Raw genomic sequence first — 23,767 nt, forward strand, 5'->3', positions numbered from 1 at the left:
CTCAGCGTGCTGATGCCCCGTCGCCGAGCATCTGGAGCAGCGTTTCAGAGGTGCTGAGCATTTCAGCCACGTCCAGTTCCAGCTCGCGACCGGCGATATCGGAGGCCAGATCGCAGACCGACGAGGAGAGGCCGGACACGTCGCAGCTGTTGGACAGCTGCACGATGGCGTTGGAGAGCTTGCCGCGCAGGCATTCCTCCGAACCTGCCTCATGGATCACGGCCTGAGCGGCGTTCTTGGCAGCAGCCGAGGCCTCAGGGAACGGCTTTGCCCGCTTCCAGGCCTGGGTGGCGTGGGCTGGAGCCAGCTGTAACCCGGCTCCAAGCAGCATCAGCAGCAATGTTCTGTGCATATCCGAGCCCAAAACGCGCGGGGAGTGGCTGGCGACCGCAACTGGTCGTGTCCATCACGCTGCCACGGTCATCCCGTGTTTACGTTCCGCGTAGTCCCACTCTTCGTGATGACCACCTCGGCCCCGGTGGAACCGACGCAACGTCAGGTGCGCCTGGACACTCCCTTCACCGATCAGAAGCCCGGCACGTCCGGACTGCGCAAGAGCAGCCAGCAGTTCGAAGCGCCGCACTACCTCGAGAGCTTCGTGGAGGCCGTGTTCCGCACCCTCACCGGTGTGCAGGGGGGAACCCTGGTGCTGGGGGGCGACGGCCGCTACGGCAACCGTCGTGCCATCGACGTGATCCTGCGCATGGGGGCCGCCCATGGCCTCAGCAAGGTGATCGTCGCCACCGGCGGCATCCTTTCCACCCCCGCGGCCTCCAACCTGATTCGCAAGCGTCAGGCCATCGGCGGCATCATCCTTTCGGCAAGCCACAACCCCGGCGGCCCTGATGGGGACTTCGGCGTGAAGGTGAACGGTGCCAACGGCGGGCCGACGCCGGCCAGCTTCACCGACGCGGTGTTCGAGTGCACCAAAACCCTTGAGCAGTACACGATCCTCGAAGCGCCGGCGATCCCCATCGATGCTCCCGGCAGCTTCAGCATCGGTGCGATGCAGGTGGAGGTGATCGACGGCGTCGATGACTTCGTGGCGCTGATGCAGCAGCTGTTCGATTTCGATCGCATCGCCGATCTGATTCGCGGCGATTTCCCGCTGGCCTTCGACGCCATGCACGCCGTCACCGGTCCCTACGCCAGCCGCGTGTTCGAGAGTCTGCTGGGTGCTCCGGCCGGCAGCGTGCGCAACGGCGTCCCCCTCGAGGACTTCGGCGGTGGTCATCCCGACCCGAACCTCACCTATGCCCATGAGCTGGCCGATCTGCTGCTCAACGGTGATGCCCATCGCTTCGGTGCCGCCTGCGATGGCGATGGCGACCGCAACATGATTCTGGGCCACCAGTGCTTCGTGAATCCCAGCGACAGCCTTGCCGTGCTCACGGCCAATGCGTCGGTGGTGCCGGCTTACGCCTCCGGCCTGGCGGGTGTGGCGCGATCGATGCCCACCAGTGCTGCCGTTGATGTGGTGGCCAAGGAACTGGGCATTGACTGCTTCGAAACCCCCACGGGGTGGAAGTTCTTCGGCAACCTGCTCGATGCCGGTCGCATCACCCTCTGCGGTGAAGAGAGCTTCGGCACCGGCAGCAATCACATCCGTGAGAAAGACGGCCTCTGGGCCGTGCTGTTCTGGCTGCAGATCCTGGCGGAACGCCGCTGCAGCGTCGCCGAGATCATGGCCGAGCACTGGAAGCGCTTCGGACGCCACTACTACTCCCGCCACGACTATGAGGCGGTGCCCAGCGACGCGGCCCATGGTCTCTATGACCGCCTCGAAGGCATGCTTCCCGGCCTCATCGGCCAGTCCTTGGCGGGTCGCAGCATCAGCGGGGCCGACAACTTCAGCTACACCGACCCCGTCGATGGCTCCGTGACCAAAGGCCAGGGACTTCGCATCCAGCTCGAGGACGGCAGCAGGGTTGTTGTTCGCCTCTCCGGCACAGGCACCAAGGGCGCCACGATCCGTGTGTATCTCGAGAGTTACGTGCCCAGCACCGGTGATCTCAACCAGGATCCCCAGATCGCTCTGGCCGACATGATCAGCGGCATCAATGCGCTGGCGGAGATCCAGGAGCGCACCGGCATGGACCGTCCCACCGTGATCACTTAAACCGTGATCACCTGATCGTCGGCTCAGCGGCGGCCCCGATGGGGGTTGTAGTGGCGGTAAGCCTCATCGGTGGCCTCCTGCTGAAGCTGACGCATCACCTCAATCGCGAAGCTGCTCAGGGCTCCAGCCAGGATCACCATCAGAAAGAACAACCGGACGCTGCGCTGCGGGATCTCAGCAGGGGAGTGTTCGATCAGTTCCTGGATGAAGAAACTCACAGCGGCGCCGGTGGCCGCTCCCACCACAGCAGCCATCAACACCCTCCAGCCGCTGAAGGAACGGCTCGGATCCAGTTCCGGTCGCTGATCCATCGGGGTCATGACGTCGGCGTCTGCTCAGTTGTGACGTCCCGTCCCTCCGCCTCGCCCAGCAGAGATTTCATCACCACGTAAAACACAGGCACCACGAGGGTGGAGAGGAAGGTGGCCACCAGCAGACCGCCGAACACCACAAGCCCGAGGGAGGACTGACTCTGGGCGCCGGCACCGGTGGCCAGCATCAACGGCAGGAAGCCGGTGAGTGAGGAGATCGCCGTCATCAGGATCGGCCGCAGACGCGACTGAGCCGCGAAACGGGCGGCCTCGAGGGCGGAATCCCCCTCGCCCATCCGCTGATTGGCAAGGTCCACGATCAGGATCGCGTTCCCTCCCGCCAGACCGATCAGCATCACCAGACCCACCTGGGCATAGATGTTCAGCACCTGGCCCGCACCGGCAAGAAACACCAGGGCGCCCAGCAGAGCGGTGGGAACCGTCAGCAGGATGATGATCGGATCGGTGTAGCTCTCGTACTGGGCGGAGAGCACCAGGAACACCGCCAGGATGCCGAGGGCGAAGATCACGATCGCCAGGGATCCCGCCTTCACTTCCTCCCGGGAGATGCCGGTCCAGTCGTAATCAAGACCCCGGAAGCTGCCCTGTTCAAACGTCTGGCGCATCGCCGAGATCGCCTGACCGGAACTGTTGCCCGCAGCCGGCGTGCCCTCCACCTTGATCGAGCGGTAGAGATTGAAATGGGGGATGACGCTCGGCCCCGTGGATGGAGTCACCGTGAAGAACTCGGACAGTGGGATCTGGCGGCCCTCGGCATTGCTCACGTAGACGGAGGCCAGCTGCTCCGGTGTTGCACGGTTGTCCGCATCCGCCTGCACATAGACACGGCGCACCTTGCCTTCCTGGAAGGTGTCGTTGACATAGGCACCTCCGAAATTGACGCTGAAGGTGGACATGGCGCTGCCGTAATCCACCCCGAGGGAAGCCATCTGCTCCCGGTCCACCTTGATCTCGATCTGGGGCGATTGCGGCGTGAACAGGGTGTACACCCGGTTCAGGATCGAATTGGTGTTGGCAGCCTGGATGATTCGGCCTGAGGCCGCGAAGAAATCATCCAGGGAGTAAGCGCCGCTGCTCTGATCCAGCAGCTGGAATTCGAAGCCGCCTCCGGTGCCGTAGCCGGGAATGGCGGGAGGTTCGACGACGATCACCCGGGCGCCCTGGATCTGCTCGTAGAACTTCTGATTGAGGCGCTTCACCACCGCGCCGACGGTGTGATCCTCCCCGGGACGCTCATCCCAGTGCTTGAACCCGGCGAAGAACAGACCCTTGTTGGGAGCATTGCCATCCAGGCTGGCTCCGCTGAACAGTGCCGCGGCCCTCACGTCCTCTTCGGTGCTCATCACCTCCGCGATCTGACGGTTGATGGCGAGAGTCTTCTGGCTCGACTGGCCGTCGGGAGCCTGCACCACCCCGATCGCATACCCCTGATCCTCGATCGGCACGAATCCTCCCGGTACGCGGGTGAACGCCAGACCCGTGAGCAGAATCCCGATCGCCAGCACGCCCATCACCACCGGACGTGCCTTGAGCACCATGTCGAGCACGCTGGCGTAGCGCTTCTCGAAGCCGCTGTAGAAGCGGTTGAAGTTGGTGAAGATCGACGGGATGAACCAGCCCACCAGCAGACCGATCCCGGTGAACAACAACACGGGGGGGAGCTTGCTGATGCCGGCGATGATCACGCCGACCACGGCGCCTCCGGCCGCGAAGGGCAAGCGCAGCGGCAGCCCCGTCAGCAGCGACGCGATGTAGCCGATCACCGCCCCCACCGCCATCGGCACCGCCGCCAGCACAGCACCGTCACCGGCGCTGAGCAGGCCGTAGATGAAACCGAGCACCACCCCAGCCGTGGCGTACTGATGGCGGCTGAGCTCCTTGGTTTCACGCGCCAGCAGCAGCGCGGAGAGCATCGGAGAGAACGTGAGGGCGTTGAACGTGGAGATCCCGATGGAGAACAGGATCGTTGCGGCGAACTGCTTGTAGATCGTTCCCGTCGCACCGGGGAAGAACAGCACCGGCAGGAACACCGCCATCTTCACCAGGGAGGTGGCGATGACGGCACTGAACAGCTCATCCATCGTCTCCATCGCCGCCTGCACGGCGGTGCGACCCTCCGCCTTCTTCGCGGAGGTGTCCTCCACCACCGTGATCGCGTCGTCCACCACCAGTCCCGTAGCCAGCACCAGCCCGAACAGGGTGAGCTGATTCAGCGAGAACCCGAAGGCGAGCACCAGTGCAAAGGTGCCGATCAACGCCACGGGAATGGCGATGGCCGGCACCAGGGTGGCCTTCCAGTTCTGCAGAAACAGGAACAGGATCAGCACCACCAGGATCACCGCATCGCGCAGCGAATTGGTGACCCCCTTGATCGACTGGCTGATGAAATCGGTGGTGTCGTAGATCTTCTCCACCTCGAGGCCCACAGGCAGGGTCTGCTCGAAGGTCTCCAGCACGTCCTTGACGCCGTTGGACACCTCGATGGCATTGCTGCCGGAGAGCTGATAGATCGCCACGCCCACCGAGGGAGATCCACGCAGGTCGATGGCGTCGACGCCGTAGACCTCACCGCCGAGGGAGACACGGCCCACATCCTTGAGTTTCACCAGGCCGCCATTGGCATTCCTGGCGAGCACGATGTTCTCGAACTCGCTCTCCGTGGTCAGTCGTCCCTGCAGTTGCACCGTGAAGGTGAATTCCTGACCCTCCGGCGCCGGATCGCCACCCACCTTCCCGGCTGGAACCAGGCGGTTCTGGCTCTGCAGCTGTTGGACCACATCAGAGGCGGACAGCCCGCTGGCGGTGAGCTTCTGAGGATCCAGCCAGAGACGGAAGGCGATCTTGCGGTTTCCGAAGTACGTGACATCGCCGACGCCTTTCACCCGCTTGATGTTGTCCGTCAGGTTCTTGTCGAGATATCCACTGATCGTTTCAACGCTGTAGTCGGTCTCGGAATCGGGTGCATTGACGAAGTTGTAAACCAGCAGGATCGAATTCGAGGCCTTGTTCACCGTCACGCCCGATTTGCGCACCTCCTCAGGAAGCTGCGGCTCCGCCAGGGAGACGCGGTTCTGAACGTTCACCTGGTTGATGTTGCCGTCGGTGCCGCTGTTGAAGGAGACCGCAATCGAACTGACACCATCCGATGAGCTGTTGGAGGTGATGAAGTCCATGTCCTCCACACCGTTGATCTGCTGCTCCAGCACCGAGGTGACGCCTTGTTCAACGGAGACGGCATCAGCTCCCACATAGGTGGCACGCACCTTCACCGTCGGGGGAGCGATGTCCGGAAGGTTCTCGATCGGCAGGATCGGAATGGCGATCAGCCCGACGATCACGATCAGCAGGCTGCAGACCGTGCTGAGGACCGGGCGGGTGATGAAGGTATTGGAGGCGGACATCGTTCAGCTTCAGTTCGGTGTCGCACCCGTCTGAACCTGAACAGGCATGCCGTGCTTCAGGTTCAGCAGATTGGTGGTGATCACGGTTGCGTTCGACGACAGCCCCTTGCTGACCGGGTAGAGGTTGTTCTCCAGTTCCCCGACCATGACCGGTGTCTGAAGAGCGAAGCGAGCATTCGCGGGCAGCTTGCCGACTTCGATCGCCTTGCTGAGCTTGGCCAGATCGGCCTTGCCGGGATTCGCCTTCAGCTCCGCCAGGGTTCCGAGACGGAACACGAAGCTCTGACCGGAGGTCTGGGTGACAGCGGCGAAGGGCACCGACAGCTGCTCGGTCTCGTCGAGCAGCACCCGGGTGCGCAGGCGCTGACCGCTGCGCAGCTGGCCGGTCGGATTCTTGAAGACGGCCTTCACCAGCAGACCCTGGGTGGTCGCATCCACCTGCGGATCGATCGAATCAATGGCACCGGTGCTGATCACCTTGTCGCTGCCAGGTGCGCTAAGCAGCACCGGCAGACCGAGCTTCACCCGCTCGGAGAAGACGGCAGGAATCTCGACCCTGGCCTCCAGCTCGGCGTTCTGAACCAGGGTTGTGAACACCTGACCCTGCTGAATCACATCGCCGACCTGCACATGAACATCCGCCACGGTGCCGCCGGCCGGTGAGCGCAGGTTGCTGTAACTGAGATTGGCTTCCGTCGCCCTGACCCTCTCTCGGGCGGTATTGACCTGTTCAACGGACGTGAGGTACTGGGTGCGGTACTGATCCAGCTGCTTCTGGGACGAGGCGCCTTGAGCGGCCAGATATTCGTAGCGCTCCCAGTTGGTCTTGGCCGTTTCCGAGCGGGTCTCCTCCTCCATCAGCTGCGCTTTGTCGGACGCCAGCTGCGCCTGCTGCTGCGCCTGGTCGAGCACCACGAGGAGATCACCGGGATTCACCTGATCCCCCTGATCGATCCCCAGCTGCAGGATCCGTCCGGATGCCTGGGCCGCCAGTTCCACCTTGCTGAGGGAATCCAGGGTGCTGACCGTGTCCACCCCATCGGTGAAGACCGCCAGCTCCGCAGGAGCCACCTGAACCTTGGGCGGTGGCGGTTGCTTCGGGGGCTCGCCCTTGCAGGCACTGACGACGGCAAGGGCCATCAGTGGCAGAACCAATCGCTGCGGAGCGCGCACTGAGAATCCTTGTCTGGTCGAATTATCCGGAAGATTCCAACAACGGCCCGATTCTTCGGGATAGCGGCAAGATTGTCACCAGATGTCCGCGCCCATTGAGCCAGGACCTCTTCGCCTTTCACGGTGATCAGCAACGTCGGAGGCTGGCGCCCCTGGCCGATCGGATGCGACCGCGCACCCTTGAGGAATTCGAGGGGCAGAGCGGCATCCTGGCGGACGGTCGACTGCTGCGCCGGGCCATCGCCGCCGATCGCGTCGGCAATCTGATCCTGCACGGGCCACCCGGAGTCGGCAAGACGACCCTGGCGCGCATCGTGGCTAATCACACACGAGCCCACTTCAGCAGCCTCAATGCCGTGCTGGCAGGGGTGAAGGATCTGCGAGAGGAGGTGGAGGCGGCACGCACCCGGCTGGAGCGCCATGGTCTGCGCACGATCCTGTTCATCGACGAGGTTCACCGCTTCAACAGCGCTCAGCAGGATGCCCTGCTGCCCTGGGTGGAGAACGGCACCGTCACCCTGATCGGAGCCACCACCGAGAACCCCTACTTCGAAGTGAACAAGGCGCTGGTGAGCCGCTCGCGGCTGTTCCGGCTGCTGCCTCTCGAACCGCAGGATCTGCAGCGGCTGCTGGTCCGGGCGCTGGACGACGACGAACGGGGCTTCGGCGAGCGCAGGGTGGAGATCACAGCGGAGGCCGCTGCGCATCTGGTGGATGTCGCCAATGGCGATGCCCGCAGCCTGCTCAATGCCCTGGAGCTGGCGGTGGAGAGCTCCGAACCGGACGCCGGCGGTGTGATCCGGATCGATCTGACCATCGCCGAGGAGTCGATCCAGGAGCGGGCGGTGCTCTACGACAAGCACGGCGATGCCCACTTCGACACCATCAGCGCCTTCATCAAGTCGCTGCGGGGGTCCGATGCCGATGCCGCCCTCTTCTGGCTCGCCCGCATGGTGGAAGCAGGCGAAAACCCCCGCTTCATCTTCCGGCGCATGCTGATCGCCGCTGGGGAGGACATCGGTCTGGCGGATCCCCAGGCGATCGTGGTGGTGGAGGCATGCGCCGCGGCCTTCGAGCGGGTCGGCCTGCCCGAGGGGCTCTATCCGCTGGCGCAGGCCGCTCTGTATTTGGCTGGTGCCGAGAAAAGCAACAGCGTGATGGGGTTCTTCGATGCCCTCAAGACCGTTCGCTCGGCCAGCCGACAGGACGTGCCCAGCCACCTGCGGGACGGCAACCGGGACGGCGCAGCCTTCGGTGATGGCGTCGGCTACCGCTACCCCCACGCCTACGTGGAGCACTGGGTGGACCAGCAGTACCTGCCGACCGCTCTCCAGGGGGAGGTGTTCTGGCAACCCGGCAGCCAGGGCTGGGAAGGGCAGCGCCGCCAGCGCATGGCAGAGCGCCGCGCGGCCCAGCTCGCTGCGGCCGCTGAGCTGGCGGCGGAACAGCCGCTGCTGCTGAGCAGTGGGCCCGACAGCCCGGCCCTGGATCGCTGGATCCAGCGGCAGTTGGGCCAGGAGGGAGACCGGCTGCATCGCCTGCGGGATCAGCTCTGGCGTTCGGTGCCATGGAAGCGAAACGACCGGGTGCTGCTGGTGGGGATGCGCTCCCTGCTCTGGGCCCTGGATCCGCTGCGGGCCGTCCCGGAGGGCGGCGTCACCGTGCTGAGTCCCACCGAGGGGGACCACAGACGGATCAGCGCCCAACTCGAACTACTGGACGCGTCCCTGCAACCGCAGCTGCTCTGCGGCGATCCAGGAGTGCTCTGCCAGCTTCCGGACGGTCAACGCTTCGAATGGATCGGGGGCCGCCTCGGTGCCGCTGACCTGGAACCGGAGCGCTGGCAGATGCTCTGGGAGATCCTGATGCAGCGCTGCAAGGCGGGGAGCGGCCTGCGCCTGTTGATCAGCACAGCGGCAGCGGGACCGGCGACCGCTCTGATGCAGGCAACCGATGCAGCCATCGGGGATGGTCTCGAAGCGCTGCTGCAACGCGAACAGCAGTGGCTGGCTGGCACCGAGGTGTGCACCGACGTGATGCGGAACTGCGGCTGGGAGCTGGAGGAGCGCAGCTGGGGTGAGACCCTGTCACTCAGCGGCGGTGCCGATCTGGAGGAACGCTGGCTGGCCGAGGGGTCCAGCTACCGACGCATGATCTCGGACGTGGGGAACGACGTGATCGAGCAGCTGCGCCGCGAGCTGCGCCGGGTCGGACGCGATGGCTTTGCGTTGCCGATGCGGCACCTCCTGCTGCAGGGACGTTTTGTCAAACCATGAAAAAGCCCCGGCCGAGGCCGGGGCTTGATGAACGAAATCGGCTCAGGGCCTGATCACCACAGGGGACGAGCAGGAGCGGGAGCGGGAGCAGCTGCGCGGGGAGCGGGCTCAGGCAGTGCGGAGTTGGCCTGGACGCAAGCGGGCAGGAAGACGTACCAGGACAGCAGGGAGGTGCACTGGGCGTCGCCTTCGCACTTGTCGGGAGCACAGACGTTCTGAGCACCGGTGTAGGTGCCGCAGGTGTCGGCCAGACGGAAGTCGACAGGCAGGTTCTTCATGATGCCTGCGGAGGACAGCTTGCCCTTCACGGAAGCAGCGATGATGGCGGAACGCAGAGCGGGAACTGCGGTCTTCTTCATCTTCCAGTAAGGGAAGTAGGAAGCGGTCTGATCCTTGAGGAACTTGACGCCGTCCTTGGAGTAGAGGAAGCGAGCAACACCGACCACATCGACCGAGTAGGTCTTGGTCATGCCTTCCTGGATCTCTTCGGCAGTCCAGCCGGAGTTGTTGATACCAGCTTCAAGAGCACGGTCGGTGATTTCACCGGTCTTGAAGAACGTTTTGAAAGCTTTGGAGGAGGTGGTCCACACAGCACCACCGGTGTTCCAGCGAACAGGACGCTTGGTACCGGCTTCTGCGGGAGCAGCCAGAGTGGCGAGGGAAGCACCAGCCAAAAGGCCGGCGGCGAGACGAGTAAACACGGACGACAGAGAGGGACGTCACCAAAAAAATAGCTGTAGGTAGAAAAATCGCCAACACAAACGCGCAGATCTGGTTCGATCAGGACCAACTCGAGCTCAAATCCGGCAGATCGGGGGAGGCTGTCCCGGGCCGAAATCAGCTCCGACCACGGCCAGACGCCAGTCCCCAAGACTGACGTGGTGCACCTGCAACCGCAGGCCCAGGCTGCGGTGAACCGCCATGCCGATCGTCTCGCTCAACGACCATTGGTCCAGATCGGTTGCCAGTCCTCCCCGTTGCCATTTGATCGCCGCTTCCTTGGCAATCCAGTGCTGCAACACCGCCGGGCGCCTTTCCGCGGCCGCAAGGCTGAGCAGAGCGTCCCGGTCATCGGGGCAGAAGAAGCGCCGGCAGAGAGCCTCCGCCGCAAAGCTTCGGTCATGGCGTTCGAGATCGACCCCGATGCGTTGGCTGGACCAGCCCAGCAGCAGGGCATCACGGCTGTGGCTGATGCTGATCCAGCCCCATCCAGCAGCGAGGGTCGGCGGATGCCCCGGGGGCGCATCCAGGGGGATGCGATCCGGACACAGTCGGAAGCGATCCGCAAGACAGCTGCGCAGCCAGCGACGGGAATGGGCGAACTGCTCCGCGCGCTGCGATCCGAGAGCGTCCGCCCAGGAGCGTTCCCGTTCCGTCAGCCTCACCTGGGCATCGGGAACCTCCCGCCTCGGGATCAGCCAAAGGGCCATTACGCTGCCGCCAGTTGCTTCCGACTGCGCCTGTGGCTCTCCAGATCGGCGATCCGGCACCTGATTTCACACTCCCCAATCAGGACGGTGAACCCGTGAAGCTGTCCTCATTTCTGGGACAACGGGTCGTTCTGTACTTCTACCCCAAGGACGACACGCCGGGTTGCACCAAGGAGGCCTGCAACTTCCGCGACCGCTGGGAGCGCTTCGCTGAACACGGCATCCAGGTGCTCGGCATCAGCAAGGACAACGCTGCCTCCCACACCAAGTTCATCAGCAAGCACGAACTGCCCTTCACCCTGCTGACGGATGAGGAGCCCTGTGCCGTGGCGACCAGCTACGAGAGTTACGGCCTGAAGAAATTCATGGGCCGCGAATACATGGGCATGATGCGCCACACCTTCGTGGTGGATGCCGAAGGCAAACTCGAACGCATCTATACAAAGGTGAAATCCGCCTCGATGGCGGATGACCTGCTCAGTGATCTGGATCTGGGCTGATCATCGGCATCAGATCCACCAGCCCCTTCATCACCAGATCGGGATCACAGCGGACGTGGAGCCCCGCCCGGATCAGTTCAGGTTCCAGCCGGGCCGCGTCTCCTCCGCAGAGCCAGATGAGAGCCCCGCACTGCCGCTGTGCTTCCCCCAGAGCTCCCACCAGAGCCTGCAGGGCGCCACGCCACATCGCTGCATCGGTTTCCCGGGGGAACAGGCTTGGGGATTCGACATCCAGAGCCGGCAGATCAAGGGCGGATGCACCCGCGGCCATGGCCTGCAGCTGCATCCGCAGGCCCGGAATCAGCTGACCACCCCGGAAACCACCGGCGGAGTCCAGAAGCGTGAGGCTGAGCACCGTGCCGGCATCCGCCAGCAGCACACCGGCCTGACGATCCAGTTGCTGTTCGATGCAGCGGTTCCAGGCACTGAAGGCCCCCAGTGCCCGGTCAACCCCGAGCCAGGGAGGACAGCCCTCCACGGGGACGTCTGCCAGGGTGAGGCGTCGCACCTTGTTCAGGAATGGCGTCTCCGGCACCGGGCCGACAGCCGCCCAGACAGGCGGCGTAATCTCGAGCCGGCTGAGGTCGGGGAGGCTGTGGTCGAAATGCCAGCGATCGGCCTGGAACTCAGCCCAGTGCCAGCGACTGTTTCCGATCAGCAGGCCGGTGCTGCAGACCGCCGGATCGACCACGATCAGATGCCGTCCCCGAGCATTCCCTCAGCAGCGTTCTGCGGCAGGTGAATGCCGCACTCCTGCTTCAGGCCGCCGAAACGGGTGCCGCGGCCGCTGTGGTCTCCGCTGTCCGGACCGCTGGAATGCCAGTCCCCGACTGTCGAGTAGCCCTGATCAAACAGCGGGTGCTGAGGCAGATCATGCTCCTGCATGTAATAGAAGACATCCCTGGGGGTCCAGTCGAGCACCGGCCGCAGGGACAGTCGGGTGCGGATCGGATCCAGCCAGGTCATCGAACGGCGGTGGTCCGTCTGCCCGCTGCGCACTCCGCTGGCCCAGCAGCGGACATCAAGGGATGCGAACGCCTCTTCAAGCGGTTCCACCTTGCGGATCCGGTGGTAGGTCTCCAGGTCACTGACCTGCCCTGTCTCCCAGAGCCGACCATGCAGGGCCTCCATGCGGGCGGGAGACATCGGACTCTGCGCCACCACCAGACGGGTGCCCAGTTGTTCCGTCAGCTGCTGGGCGTAGTAGTAGGTCTCCGGTGGCAGGTAGCCGGTGTCCACCCAGATCACGGGGATGGACTCACCGCCCTCCAGCTGACTGACCATGTGCAGCAGCACTGCCGACTGGATTCCGAAACTGGTGGTGAGGGCGAAAGCTCCTGGGAAACGATGCTGCGCCCAGGCCAGTCGCTCCGCAGGGGCGAGCGGTTCCAGCTCGTGACGCGCCGCCTCGAGATCCATTGCTGCAAGCGGATCCAGGGAGGACATCTCCAGGGGGACCGCAGTGCGAGTCATGGCGTCCGAGCCGTCGGTCATAGCGCCATCTTCACCCGTCGCCGTTCCGTCGACGCTGCCTATGGTTTTAGGAACACTCACACCGCCCATGACCGGACCTTCGTCACCATGCGATGCCGTGGTGATCGTGGGCGGTGGATTCGGCGGATTGACGGCGGCCCTGAGCCTTCGCAGCCGGGATCCCTCCCTCCCCATCGTGCTGGTGGAGCCGCGGGAGCGCTTCCTGTTCCAGCCGATGCTCTATGAGCTGCTCAGTGATGAGCTGCAGCTGTGGGAAGTGGCGCCTCCCTACCGGGATCTGCTCAGCGGCCGGGGCATCAGCTGGCTGCAGGACACGGTGCAGTCGATCGACGGCGACGGCAGGACCCTGATCACCGCGGGCGGTCAGACCTTGCGCTGGTGCCAGCTGCTGATCGCCACCGGAGCAGAGTCCGCTGATTTCGGGATCCCTGGTGTGCGGAGGCATGCCATCGGCTTCCGCGATCTCGCCGACGTGGCAACCCTGCGCCGCTGGATCAGGGATCTGCGCCACCAGCGCCAGGACGATGCCGCCCTCGTCATCGCCGGGGCCGGCCCCACCGGCGTTGAGCTGGCCTGCAAGATGGCCGATCTGCTCGAGGGCTCAGCGCGCCTTCACCTGATCGAACTCAGCGACTCGATCCTGCCCGGAAACGCGGCCTTCAACCGAGAGCGTGCCGCAGCGGCTCTGGAACGGCGTGACGTGACCCTGCATCTCAACACGGCCGTGACCGAGGTCCATGCCGACCGGGTGGACCTGAACAACGGCACATCCCTGAGCCATGCCGGACTGATCTGGACCGCCGGCAGTCGGCCGAGCTGGCCACCTCTGAATCCCTCCCCCGCACTGGAGGCCGGACGCCTGAAGATCCAGCCGGATCTGAGCGTGAAGGGATCGAGAAGCATCTTCGCCATCGGCGATGCCACCCGCAACGCTGACGAGCCCTGGCCAAGCACCGCCCAGGTGGCGATGCAGCAGGGAGCCGCCGTGGCCGAAGCCATCCTTGCCGTGCGCCACCAGTCCACAGCCGCACCGTTCCGTTTCGAAGACCGCGGGGAGATGCTCAGCCTGGGCATCGGCGACGCCACCCTCACCGGAATGGGCATCACCCTGGCCGGGCCGCTGGCCTTTCAGATTCGCCGTGCTGCCTATCTCACGCGGTTCCCGGGCCTTGCTCTAGGCCTGAGATCGGCCGGCGCCTGGCTGCTCGGCCGTTGAAGCAGGCCCACCTCGCCGGACGCACCAGGGGCCTTCGCCCTGCCCAGCAGCGTCAGCTCGAACGGCTCAGCCACCGCCGCCATCCCGAGTCCAGCGGTGCCGACCTTCTCACCCTGGAACGGCTGGCGGACATGGCCCTGGAGCTCGAACAGCCCCTGCATCTGGTGCTGGACGGTCGCGGCCTCTGCCGTCTGCTGTGGATCGGTCCGCTCCACGGATCCGACCCCCTGCTCACGCATCTGCCTCAGGCACCCCGTCGGCAGAGCGGTGGTTGGAGACTGATCAGCTGTCCCTTCAGTCGGCAGGGGCTGTCCAGCGAGCCCCGCGACAGCGTGGTGGCCCTGGATCTGGCGCCCCGATCCTGGCTGTGCTTCGCCCCCTGCACGGCATCGGATGGCAGCCGGCCGGCACGACTGCTGCAACCGGATCCGAAGCAGCCCCTGGGATGGCGAACCCTGGAGGAAGGGGCTCTTCGCGACCTGTGCCAGCTGGAGCCACCGAGCCTGCCGAGCGGCGACGCCCCCTCCCCTGTCGCCGCCGACAACCCGGCTGAACGCGTCCTGCTGCTCACCCTGGCGGCCCGCGATCCCGGCCGCAGTGAACGGGAGCTGGCAGAGCTGGAAGGACTGGTGCGCAGTGCCGGGGCGACACCGGTGGCCGTGATCCAGCAGCGCCCGGGCAGCGCCAACCCCCAGACCCTGTGGGGGACGGGGAAATTGCAGGAATCCGCACTCGAGGTGCGCCGCAACGGTGCGTCCCTGGTGATCACGGACCGGGAGTTGTCTCCGGTGCAGGCCCGCAATCTGGAACGGCTGCTCGACTGTCCGGTGATGGACCGCAGCGAGCTGATCCTGGACATCTTTGCCCAGCGGGCCGGCAGCGCTGCCGGTCGCCTGCAGGTGGAGCTGGCCCAGCTGCGATACCGCCTTCCACGCCTGCTGGGCCGTGGCCGCAGCCTCTCGCGTCAGGGCGGCGGTATCGGCACCCGCGGACCGGGTGAAACCCAGCTGGAGAAGGATCGACGCGCCATCAGCCGACGCATCGAACGGCTGCTGCGCGATCAGAAGCAACTGCAGGAGCACCGCAGCCGTCTGCGGGAGCAGCGCCAGGACCTGCCGCGGGTGGCTCTGGTGGGGTACACCAATGCCGGAAAGTCAAGTCTGCTCAATGCCCTCTGTGGCAGGCGGGAGAGCGACCGCGTGCTGGCGGAGAACAAACTCTTCGCCACCCTCGATCCCACCACCCGCAAGCTGGATCTGCCCCGCCCGGGCCAACGCCCCGACCGGGTGCTGCTCACCGACACGGTCGGTTTCATCCGGGATCTTCCGGCCCCGCTCGTGGAAGCCTTCCGCGCCACCCTCGAAGAGGCCCTCGATGCCGACGTGCTGCTGCTGGTGGTGGATCTGGCCGATCCGGACTGGCCCAGTCAGCTGAGCACCGTGCACCGGCTCCTGGACTCCCTCGGCAGTCGGGCCTTCCGCCAGGTGGTGGCCAATCAGATCGACCGCTGCTCGCTGGACGCCATCGAAGCGATCCGCTGCCGGGAGCCCGCCAGCCTCTTCCTCTCAGCGATGCGGGGGGACGGTCTTCGGGGGCTGCAGCAATGGCTCCGGGATCAGTTCTTCCCTGCCGGGGCAGAATCGGAGGCACCTGTGAACGGGCAGGCCCCGGAATGGCCGAGCTGACCAGCGCGATCCAGGACCCGCATGCCCTGATCACCCTGGCCGTGCTGATCCTGGCTGTGGTGCTGTTCATCTCCGGTGCTCTGGCACCGGAACTCACCGGGCTGCTCAGCGTCGGGCTGCTGATGGCCTCAGGCGTTCTGAACCCTCAGGAGGCCCTGGCGGGATTCGGGAGCCCTGCTCTGATCACCCTGCTGGGCCTGTTCCCCGTCTCCGCTGCTCTGTTCAAAAGCGGGGCCCTCGATCGTCTGAGGGCTCTGATCGCCTCCGAGCGGATCCGGACCCCACGGCGTCTGATCGCCCTGATGGCCTTCGTGATCGCGCCGGTGTCCGGCATCGTGCCCAACACCCCCGTGGTGGCTTCGCTGCTGCCGGTGGTGGAGAACTGGTGCCACCGCCGGGGGCTCTCGCCCTCGAGGGTGCTGCTGCCGCTGTCCTTCTCCACCGTGCTGGGGGGCACCCTGACCCTGCTGGGCAGTTCCGTGAACCTGCTGGTGAGCGACATCAGCGAGCAGCTCGGCTACGGATCCCTGGAACTGTTCAGCTTCACGCTGATCAGCATCCCGATCTGGCTGGCCGGCGCTCTCTATCTCGTGCTCGCCCCGCGGGTGCTGCTGCCGGATCGGGGCAGCAACGGCGACGAGCTCACCATCAATCCCCAGACCAGTTCCTACTGCACGGAAGTGACGATTCCCGGGGATTCGGAACTGGTCGGTCGGTCGCTGCACAACAGCCGTCTGCAACGGCGCTTCGACGTGGACGTGCTGGAACTTCAGCGTGGCGGAGAACGCCTGCTTCCCCCCCTGGCGGATCGACGGCTGCAGGCTGGCGATCACCTGCTGCTGCGGGTCACCCGCCAGGACCTGCTGCGCCTGCAGCAGGACCACACCATCCAGCTCACCACCCAGGGGCAGAACGCCGGCGTCAACCTCGACAGCAGCGCCGGCGGCCAGAAAACGGTGGAGGTGCTGCTGCCAGCCGGCTCCACCCTGGCCGGCGCCAGCCTGCGGGAACTGCGTTTCCGTCAGCGGCACAACGCCACGGTGCTGGCGCTGCGACGCGGCCAGGAAACAGTTCAGGAGCGGCTTGGCCAGGTGGTGTTGCGGGAGGGAGACGTGCTGCTGCTTCAGGCACCGCTCGATTCGATCCGCGGGCTGCAGGCCAGCAACGACCTTCTGGTGCTCGACCGGCTGGAGGAGGATCTGCCGACGGTGCGCCGCAAGCCGCTGGCGGTGTCGATCGCCGTCGGCATGCTGCTGCTGCCGACCCTGACGCCGGTTCCGCTGGTGGCATCGGTGCTGCTCGCCACCGTGGCGGTGGTGGCGAGCGGCTGCCTGCGACCGGGTGAGCTGCAGCGGGCGATCCGCCTGGATGTGATTCTGCTGCTGGGATCGCTCACCAGCTTCAGCGTCGCCCTGAAGACCACGGGTCTGGCTGATGGGCTGGCGGCCGGGCTGTCGCAGGGCCTCGATGGCTGGCCGACCTATGGGGCGCTGATGGTGATCTTCATCGGCACCACGCTGGTAACGCAGGTGATGAGCAACGCTGCCTCGGTGGCCCTGCTGGCGCCGGTGGCGGTGCAGCTGGCACCGGGGCTGGATCTGCCGGCCACCGCCTTGCTGATCACCGTGCTGTTCGGGGCCAGCCAGTCGTTCCTCACCCCGGTGGGGTATCAGACGAATCTGATGGTGTTCGGCCCAGGACGCTATCGGTTCCTGGACGTCACCCGATACGGAAGCGGTCTGACGCTGATCATGACCGTGCTGGTGCCGGCCCTGATCCTGTGGCGCTACGGCCCAACCTGATCAACACTGGTCGAATCCTCCAGCCGCACCGCGTGCCCCTCCGCCAGGCCCTCGAACGCAGCCAGGGCTGGCATCGCCGGCTCACCGTTCCGCAGTTCACGGTGGTGACAGGCCTGCTGGTGATCCTGCTCGGGACCCTGGTGCTGAGCACACCGCTCTGTTCCAACGAACGTGTCGGCCTCTGGGAAGCGCTGTTCACGGCCACCTCCGCCATCACCGTCACGGGGCTGTCGATCATCGACATCGGCACGGACCTGACCGGTTTCGGGCAGCTGGTGCTGGCCGGGATGATCCTGGCTGGCGGTCTCGGACTGATGGCGATCACCACGTTCCTGCAGGGGTTCGTGGTGAAGGGAACCGCTCTGCGCCGCCGGCTTGACCGGGGGCGGACCCTCGATGAATTCGGCGTCGGCGGAGTGGGCGCCACCTTCCGTGCCATCGCCCTGACCGCAGCCGCGGTGATCCTGATCGGCGCGATGGTGCTCTACGGCTTCGGCTTCAGCGATATCCCGGATCGGGGGGAGCGGATCTGGGCGTCGCTGTTCCACAGCATCTCGGCTTACAACAACGCCGGCTTCGGTCTCTGGTCCGACAGCCTCGAGCGCTATCACGCGAACCCGGTCGTCAACGCGGTGGTGATGCTGCTGATCGTGATGGGCGGACTGGGCTGGCGGGTCACCAGTGACCTGGTCGGGCTCGGGTTCCGTCGGGGACGTCGGCGTCCAAGCCTCCACACCCGGCTGGTGCTGCGGACCACCTTGCTGCTGATCGCCTTCGGCACCCTGGGGCTGGCGGTGACCGAATGGCTCAACCGGGGGGAGGTGTTCATCGAGATGGCGTGGCCCGAACGCTGGATGACCGCCCTGTTCGAATCGGTCACCGCCCGCACTGCCGGCTTCACCACCGTTCCGTTCTCCCTGGAGAACATCACCGACTCGGGGACGCTGCTGCTGATGGCGCTGATGTTCATCGGTGCCAGTCCCGGCGGGACCGGCGGCGGGATCAAGACCACAACCGTCGCGGCGCTGATGGCGGCGACCCGTTCGACGCTGCGGGGCCGCGATTCCGTGGTGATCCGCAACAGGGAGATCTCCGACAAGGTGGTGCTGCGAGCCGTGGGCATCACCGTCGCCTCGCTGCTGTTCGTTCTGGGAATGGCCCTGCTGCTCAGCCTGGGGAGCAACCTCAACGGCGAGGACCCGTTCACCTTCCTGGAGATGCTGTTCACCTGCATCTCGGCGTTCTGCACGGTTGGCCTGGATCTCGGGGTGACCGAGGAACTGGGTCGTTTCGGTCAGCTGGTGCTGCTGATCGGGATGTTCGTGGGTCGTCTGGGGGTGTTTCTGCTGCTCAGCGCCATCTGGGAGGCGGTCAGCCGAGAGGGCCATCACCTGCACCGTCAGAATCGGATCGGATACCCCCGGGAGGATCTGTATGTCTGAGCGTGATCCCCGGGCCCTTCAGCCATGAAGGAATGGTGGCAGTGGAGCCCGCTCCAGGGGAGTGAGCGGCTCGGCTTCGCGGTGATCGGCGTCGGGCGCTTCGGGATCGCCGTCTGCCGCGAACTGCTGCAGAACGGGGCCGAGGTGCTTGCCGTGGACCGCTCGGAACGCGCCATCGCGGAACTGCAGCAGCTGGAGCCCACCGTGGAGGCCAGGGTCGTCGACTGCACCGACGAGGAGTCGCTGCGCGAAGCCGGCGTGCTCGACATGGGCACGGTGGTGGTGGCGATGAGTGAACCGATCGAGGCCAGCATCACCGCCACCCTGATCGCCAAGGACAGCGAGGGAACGCGGGTGAAGCAGGTGATTGCGCGCGCCACCAGCGATCTGCACGAAAAGATGCTGAAGCGGGTCGGAGCCGACCGCGTGATCTTCCCCTCCCGGATGCAGGGGGAACGCCTCGGGCTTGAACTGGTGCGTCCGAATCTGATGGAGCGTCTGGCCCTGGATGAGAAGCACTGCATCGAGGAGATCAAGGTGCCGGAACCGTTCATGGGTCGATCCCTGCGGGACCTCAACCTGCGCAAGAATTTCCGCGTGAATGTGCTGGCCGCGGGCCCCCAGAGCAGCCTCACGGTGAACCCTCCGGCCTCCCACGTGCTGGAGGAAGGGCATCTGTTGGTGGTGATGGGTCTGGTGGACGACCTGCAGCGACTGCCCAAGACCTGATCGCCCGCCCATGCTCTGCCTCGGTCTGATGAGCGGCACCAGCGCTGATGGGGTCGATGCCGTTCTGGCCGACTTCCGGGGCAGGGCCGAACGTCCCCGCTGGCGGCTGATCCGGCATCAGCACTGCCCGTATCCGGAGGATCTGCAGCATCAGCTGGTGACCGCCGGACAGGGCACTCCGCTGACAGCCGGAGCCTGGCTGGAGCTGGCGGAAGCGGTCACCGAAGCCCAGGCGGCTGCCGCCTGGGCCTGCGATCCGGACAGCAGAGCCGAACTGGTGGGGTGTCATGGCCAGACCCTGTGGCATCGCCCGCCGGCAAACGGACGCCGGGGGGCCAGCTGGCAGGTGCTGCAGGGGCCTCTGCTGGCCCGACTGCTGGAGCGAGCGGTGGTGCACGACTTCCGGGCAGCGGATCTGGCCCTGGGAGGCCAGGGTGCACCGCTGGTGCCCAGGGCCGATGCGGCGCTGCTAGGGGGCATCGACGGCTGGCGGGCCCTGCTCAATCTCGGGGGCATCGCCAACCTGACGCTGATCCCGCCGCGATGCGGTCCGGATCGCAACGCCGCGGTGCGGGGCTGGGACTGCGGACCCGCCAACACCCTGATTGATCTGGCGATGCAGCGATTCAGCGAAGGCCGGATCCGTTTCGACCGGGACGGCACGACGGCTGCAGCCGGTGAGTGCCGGGATGACTGGATCCGCCGCTGGCTGACGGAGCCCTACTTCCAGGAGGATCCGCCGAAATCCACCGGGCGAGAACGCTTCGGAGCCGAAGATCTGCAGCGGCGACTGGGTGACCTCTCCGGGATGCGACCGGAGGATGCGATCGCCACCCTCACCGGCTTCAGTGCAGCCGTGGTGGGGCAGGATCTCGACCGCCTGCAGAAGCGGGAGGGGATCCGGCCTCTCGAGCTGGTGGTGGCCGGCGGCGGACGACGCAATCCCAGCCTGATGTCGGCCCTGCGCCGGCGATGCCATGGCCTGCAGCTGCGCAGCTCCGACAGCCTGGGGCTGGCGGCGGAGGCCCGGGAAGCCCTCGTGTTCGCCCTGCTGGCCTGGTGGCACCACAAAGGCCACCCGGCCAACGCGCCGGCGATCACCGGCGCAGCACGGGAGACGCTGCTGGGGGTGAGGGTGGAACCGGCCTGAGGCTGCCTCAGCCGGGCCGATGCAGCCTCAGGCGACGCGGCGCTCCGCGCAGACGCCTGGGCTGCTGAGCCTCGAGGCTGTTGCGGAGCCTGTCTTCCGGCCGCATGGCTGCCGGCGAAGACTCCTTGGCAGCTGATTGCCCCGCATCGCCCTGCTCATGGCGCTGCACCCCCTGCTGGATCAGCACACGCGCCATGTTGCTGACGGTGCGGGATTCCTGCTCCGCCAAGGCCGTCAGCCGGGCACAGAGATCCTCGGGCAGGACCACCTGAATCCGCGGGGACTTGGGCTTCCCGCTGGTCGAGGTCTGACGGGTGGGCACGACCGGATCTCCAGATGGAGTCTCAGCTACCCGAAAGTGTACAGAGGTGGGCAAGGGTAGTATCCACGACTATGGTGAGGGCACTGGTCCTCCTCGGAGTACCCCATGACGCAATCCGCCTCGAAAGCGACCACCAAGGCTCAATCCCAGCCGAGTCGCCGTCCCCGACGCCGCCCGAACCGGCGCGGCCCGGACAACAGCGACGTGCTGGTGTCCGCCGTGATCAGCACCTACCTGCTGACCCATCTGCACCACGTGCTGCAGCGGGCGGAATACGGAGCGAGCCAGGAGGGCCGCAGCTCCCAGGCCGCCAATTACGCCCAGCTCCGCAAGGTGCTCTGCATGGATGCCCGCAGCATGGAGGACGCCTCCGCCCTCGGTCAGCGGGAGGAAGGGATCGACAGGGCCGCCTGAGGCCTGCGGTCAGATTCCACGGCTCTGAATAGCGTTGCGTCAGACGCGTGAGGCCGATGACCGCCAATGCCGCTGCGCTCTATGAGCGGATCCGCAGCAATCCCGATCAGACCCAGGCACTGTTCCGTCAGGCCCTGCAGGATCCCACCGGAGCGATGGACTGCATCTGCCGGCTGGGAGACGACCTTGGTCTGCCGGTGACTCCGGACGAGGTGAAGGCACACCTGGCCAGCCTCGACGACGCCGACACGAGCCGCTGGTTGATCAAGGCCCGCGGCGGTCTGTGAGGGCAGCCTGATCCCGGGAGGGAGCACGACGCTCGTAACCGCCGCCACCAGCCCAGCTGAAGAACAGCCAGTAACTGACCAGGGCGAGGCCCGCCGCCACCACCAGCGCTGCCAGCTGCTCCAGTTTCGGCATCGAGCGGTGAGCCAGAGACTGTTCAGTCTGCCGGCAGGGATGATGGGTGCTCAACGCCCCTTGGCCGGTGCTGCGACTCGAGCACGTCAGCAAGATCTATCCCACCGGGGAGGTGCTGCGGAATGTCACCTGGGAGGTGAAACCCGGAGACCGCATCGGCCTGGTGGGGGTGAACGGTGCCGGCAAGTCCACACAGATGCGCCTGATCGCAGGCGAGGAAGAGCCCAGCAGTGGCCAGGTGGTGCGCCAGGGTGAACCCCGCATCGCTTACCTGCAGCAGGAGTTCGATGTGGATCCCGACCGCTCGGTCCGGCAGGAGCTGTTTCAGGCCTTCGGAGAGGCGGCCACGGTGCTCAACCGTCAGCGGCAGGTGGAGGATGAGATGGGCTCCGAGAAGGCAGCGGAGGATCCCGCCCATCTCGACCAGCTGATCCACGAGCTCGGCCGGCTCCAGAGCCGGTTCGAAGCTCTCCACGGTTACGAGCTCGACGCGCGCATCGACAAGCTTCTGCCCACCATCGGGTTCACGCCTGAGGGCGCTGAACAGCTGGTGCGGGATTACTCCGGCGGCTGGCAGATGCGCATCGCCCTCGGCAAGATCCTTCTCCAGGAACCAGACCTGCTGCTGCTGGACGAGCCCACCAACCACCTGGACGTCGAGACGATCCAGTGGCTGGAGGGTTACCTGCTGGAGCAGACCGCAGCGCTGGTGGTGATCAGCCACGACCGCACCTTTCTGGACCGGGTGTGCAATCAGATCGTTTCCACGGAACGGGGCATTTCCCGCAGCTACCTCGGCAACTACACCGCCCATCTGGAGCAGAAACAGCTGGAACAGGAGGCGACCCAGGCGGCGTTTGATCGCCAGCAGAAGGAGATCGCCACCCAGCAGGCCTACATCGACCGCTTCCGCGCCAGCGCCACCCGCAGCACCCAGGCCAAGAGCCGCGAGAAACTGCTCGAGAAGGTCGAGATGGTCGATGCACCGATCGAGACGGTGGCTGGCCCGAGCTTCCGCTTTCCCGATGCCCCACGTTCCGGTGCCCAGGTGGCGGTGATCGAGAACCTCACCCACAGCTACGGCGAGAAGATCCTGTTCCTCGGTGCCGACCTCGAGGTGGAACGGGGGGATCGCATCGCCTTCGTGGGACCGAACGGCGCAGGCAAATCCACCCTGCTGAGGCTGGTGATGGGCCTGGAGACCCCCGACGACGGATCGGCCCGCCTGGGTGAGCACAACGTGGTGGGGCGCTATTTCGAACAGAACCAGGCTGAAGCGCTGGATCTGGAGAAGACCGTGATCGACACCATGTTCGAGGCGGTGCCCGACTGGACCCAGACTCAGGTGCGCTCATTGCTTGGCAGCTTCTGCTTCAGCAACGACACCGTGTTCAAGGAGGTGGGCAAGTTGAGCGGTGGCGAGAAAGCTCGCCTGGCCCTGGCCCTGATGCTGCTCAGCCCCTGCAATCTGCTGGTGCTGGATGAGCCCACCAACCACCTGGACATCCCGGCGAAGCAGATGCTCGAGGAGGCACTCCAGCACTTCGAGGGGGCCGTGCTGGTGGTGTCCCACGACCGCTATTTCATCTCCAAGGTCGCCAATCGCATCGTGGAGCTGCGCGATGGCGACCTGATCCTGTACCGGGGCGATTACGCCTATTACCTCGAAAAGAAGGCGGAGGAAAGGGCTGCAGCGGAACAGCAGCGGCTCGCAGCGGATCAGGAAGAGAAACGGAAGGCGAATCGCCAGAAGCAGAAGGACCGGCAGGCCCGCCGCAAGAAGACGGCCTGAACAGCGATCTCAACCGAAGAGCCTCACTGCCTTAAGCAGACTTCACACAGACTTAGGCAGGACCACTCAT

The 23,767-nt window shown here is 65.6% G+C and carries 22 protein-coding genes; 12 read left to right on the forward strand and 10 right to left on the reverse strand.

What is annotated here, in order from left to right:
* Position 1: 1 nt before the first annotated feature.
* Positions 2–352 (reverse strand): hypothetical protein, encoded by a 351-nt coding sequence (locus tag KR49_RS06330; protein WP_043692990.1) that lies wholly within the window; start codon positions 350–352, stop codon positions 2–4.
* A 108-nt stretch (positions 353–460) separates the two neighbouring features.
* Here KR49_RS06330 and KR49_RS06335 point away from each other — a divergent pair, with 108 nt between their 5' ends.
* Positions 461–2,119, forward strand: a complete 1,659-nt coding sequence (locus KR49_RS06335) for an alpha-D-glucose phosphate-specific phosphoglucomutase (protein WP_043692993.1) — start codon at positions 461–463, stop codon at positions 2,117–2,119.
* A gap of 23 nt (positions 2,120–2,142) precedes the next feature.
* On the opposite strand, the gene KR49_RS06340 is transcribed toward KR49_RS06335, so the two are convergent.
* From KR49_RS06340 to KR49_RS06350, 3 genes are read right to left on the reverse strand one after another with little or no spacing between them, the layout of a single operon-like run.
* A complete protein-coding gene (locus tag KR49_RS06340; RefSeq protein WP_253912840.1) occupies positions 2,143–2,439 on the reverse strand; it encodes a hypothetical protein in 297 nt (98 codons plus the stop codon).
* Positions 2,436–5,852: an efflux RND transporter permease subunit gene (locus KR49_RS06345; RefSeq protein WP_043692996.1), complete on the reverse strand. Its 3,417-nt coding sequence runs from the start codon at positions 5,850–5,852 to the stop codon at positions 2,436–2,438. Before KR49_RS06345 ends, KR49_RS06340 begins: the two co-directional genes overlap by 4 nt.
* Before the next feature lie 9 nt (positions 5,853–5,861).
* Positions 5,862–7,025: an efflux RND transporter periplasmic adaptor subunit gene (locus KR49_RS06350; protein WP_253912841.1), complete on the reverse strand. Its 1,164-nt coding sequence runs from the start codon at positions 7,023–7,025 to the stop codon at positions 5,862–5,864.
* A 95-nt stretch (positions 7,026–7,120) separates the two neighbouring features.
* On the opposite strand from KR49_RS06350, the gene KR49_RS06355 reads away from it, so the two are divergent.
* Positions 7,121–9,301, forward strand: coding sequence for an AAA family ATPase (locus KR49_RS06355; protein WP_043692999.1), 2,181 nt, complete (start codon positions 7,121–7,123; stop codon positions 9,299–9,301).
* Positions 9,302–9,354: 53 nt separating this feature from the next.
* On the opposite strand, the gene KR49_RS06360 is transcribed toward KR49_RS06355, so the two are convergent.
* Together KR49_RS06360 and KR49_RS06365 are read right to left on the reverse strand one after the other, a co-directional pair.
* On the reverse strand, positions 9,355–10,002 hold the full coding sequence (locus tag KR49_RS06360) for an alpha/beta hydrolase (protein ID WP_043693002.1): 648 nt from the start codon (positions 10,000–10,002) through the stop codon (positions 9,355–9,357).
* A 96-nt stretch (positions 10,003–10,098) separates the two neighbouring features.
* Entirely contained in the window at positions 10,099–10,731 is a 633-nt protein-coding gene (locus tag KR49_RS06365; RefSeq protein WP_052378196.1) for a 4'-phosphopantetheinyl transferase superfamily protein, read from the reverse strand.
* A 32-nt stretch (positions 10,732–10,763) separates the two neighbouring features.
* Between KR49_RS06365 and bcp the strand changes: the two genes are divergently transcribed.
* Entirely contained in the window at positions 10,764–11,231 is a 468-nt protein-coding gene (gene bcp, locus KR49_RS06370) for a thioredoxin-dependent thiol peroxidase (protein ID WP_043696997.1), read from the forward strand.
* Here the strand turns inward: bcp and KR49_RS06375 are convergent.
* Both KR49_RS06375 and KR49_RS06380 read right to left on the reverse strand, forming a co-directional pair.
* Positions 11,209–11,922 carry a type III pantothenate kinase gene (locus tag KR49_RS06375; RefSeq protein WP_071839696.1) on the reverse strand — a complete coding sequence of 238 codons (714 nt, stop codon included), beginning with the start codon at positions 11,920–11,922 and terminating at the stop codon, positions 11,209–11,211. The genes bcp and KR49_RS06375 overlap by 23 nt on opposite strands.
* 2 nt (positions 11,923–11,924) lie before the next feature.
* A complete protein-coding gene (locus tag KR49_RS06380) occupies positions 11,925–12,725 on the reverse strand; it encodes a phosphoadenylyl-sulfate reductase (protein WP_043693007.1) in 801 nt (266 codons plus the stop codon).
* Positions 12,726–12,792: 67 nt separating this feature from the next.
* Between KR49_RS06380 and KR49_RS06385 the strand changes: the two genes are divergently transcribed.
* Genes KR49_RS06385 through KR49_RS06410 form a run of 6 tightly spaced genes read left to right on the forward strand, consistent with a single transcriptional unit; the run spans position 12,793 to position 20,749 of the window.
* A complete protein-coding gene (locus tag KR49_RS06385) occupies positions 12,793–13,941 on the forward strand; it encodes an NAD(P)/FAD-dependent oxidoreductase (RefSeq protein WP_043693010.1) in 1,149 nt (382 codons plus the stop codon).
* Positions 13,938–15,626, forward strand: coding sequence for a GTPase HflX (hflX, locus tag KR49_RS06390; protein ID WP_043693012.1), 1,689 nt, complete (start codon positions 13,938–13,940; stop codon positions 15,624–15,626). Before KR49_RS06385 ends, hflX begins: the two co-directional genes overlap by 4 nt.
* A complete protein-coding gene (locus KR49_RS06395; RefSeq protein ID WP_043693014.1) occupies positions 15,614–17,428 on the forward strand; it encodes an SLC13 family permease in 1,815 nt (604 codons plus the stop codon). Before hflX ends, KR49_RS06395 begins: the two co-directional genes overlap by 13 nt.
* Before the next feature lie 32 nt (positions 17,429–17,460).
* Complete coding sequence (locus KR49_RS06400) at positions 17,461–18,870, forward strand: TrkH family potassium uptake protein (RefSeq protein ID WP_043697000.1); 1,410 nt, start codon at positions 17,461–17,463, stop codon at positions 18,868–18,870.
* A 24-nt stretch (positions 18,871–18,894) separates the two neighbouring features.
* Positions 18,895–19,599 (forward strand): TrkA family potassium uptake protein, encoded by a 705-nt coding sequence (locus KR49_RS06405; RefSeq protein WP_043693016.1) that lies wholly within the window; start codon positions 18,895–18,897, stop codon positions 19,597–19,599.
* Between the two features lie 10 nt (positions 19,600–19,609).
* Positions 19,610–20,749 carry an anhydro-N-acetylmuramic acid kinase gene (locus tag KR49_RS06410; RefSeq protein ID WP_043693018.1) on the forward strand — a complete coding sequence of 380 codons (1,140 nt, stop codon included), beginning with the start codon at positions 19,610–19,612 and terminating at the stop codon, positions 20,747–20,749.
* 7 nt (positions 20,750–20,756) lie between these two features.
* Here the strand turns inward: KR49_RS06410 and KR49_RS06415 are convergent, their stop codons facing one another.
* Positions 20,757–21,071: a hypothetical protein gene (locus KR49_RS06415; protein WP_043693023.1), complete on the reverse strand. Its 315-nt coding sequence runs from the start codon at positions 21,069–21,071 to the stop codon at positions 20,757–20,759.
* A 105-nt stretch (positions 21,072–21,176) separates the two neighbouring features.
* On the opposite strand from KR49_RS06415, the gene KR49_RS06420 reads away from it, so the two are divergent.
* Both KR49_RS06420 and KR49_RS06425 read left to right on the forward strand, forming a co-directional pair.
* A complete protein-coding gene (locus tag KR49_RS06420) occupies positions 21,177–21,485 on the forward strand; it encodes a hypothetical protein (protein ID WP_043693026.1) in 309 nt (102 codons plus the stop codon).
* Positions 21,486–21,541: 56 nt separating this feature from the next.
* Entirely contained in the window at positions 21,542–21,772 is a 231-nt protein-coding gene (locus KR49_RS06425; RefSeq protein ID WP_043693032.1) for a hypothetical protein, read from the forward strand.
* Here KR49_RS06425 and KR49_RS14285 read toward each other — a convergent pair.
* Positions 21,750–21,905, reverse strand: coding sequence for a hypothetical protein (locus KR49_RS14285; RefSeq protein WP_173402136.1), 156 nt, complete (start codon positions 21,903–21,905; stop codon positions 21,750–21,752). The two genes, KR49_RS06425 and KR49_RS14285, sit on opposite strands and share 23 nt — an antisense overlap.
* Positions 21,906–21,972: 67 nt before the next feature.
* On the opposite strand from KR49_RS14285, the gene KR49_RS06430 reads away from it, so the two are divergent.
* Positions 21,973–23,697 carry an ATP-binding cassette domain-containing protein gene (locus tag KR49_RS06430; protein ID WP_043697003.1) on the forward strand — a complete coding sequence of 575 codons (1,725 nt, stop codon included), beginning with the start codon at positions 21,973–21,975 and terminating at the stop codon, positions 23,695–23,697.
* Positions 23,698–23,767 lie beyond the last annotated feature (70 nt).

This window comes from Synechococcus sp. KORDI-49 (genome assembly GCF_000737575.1).
In the GTDB taxonomy this organism is placed as follows: Bacteria; Cyanobacteriota; Cyanobacteriia; order PCC-6307; family Cyanobiaceae; genus Parasynechococcus.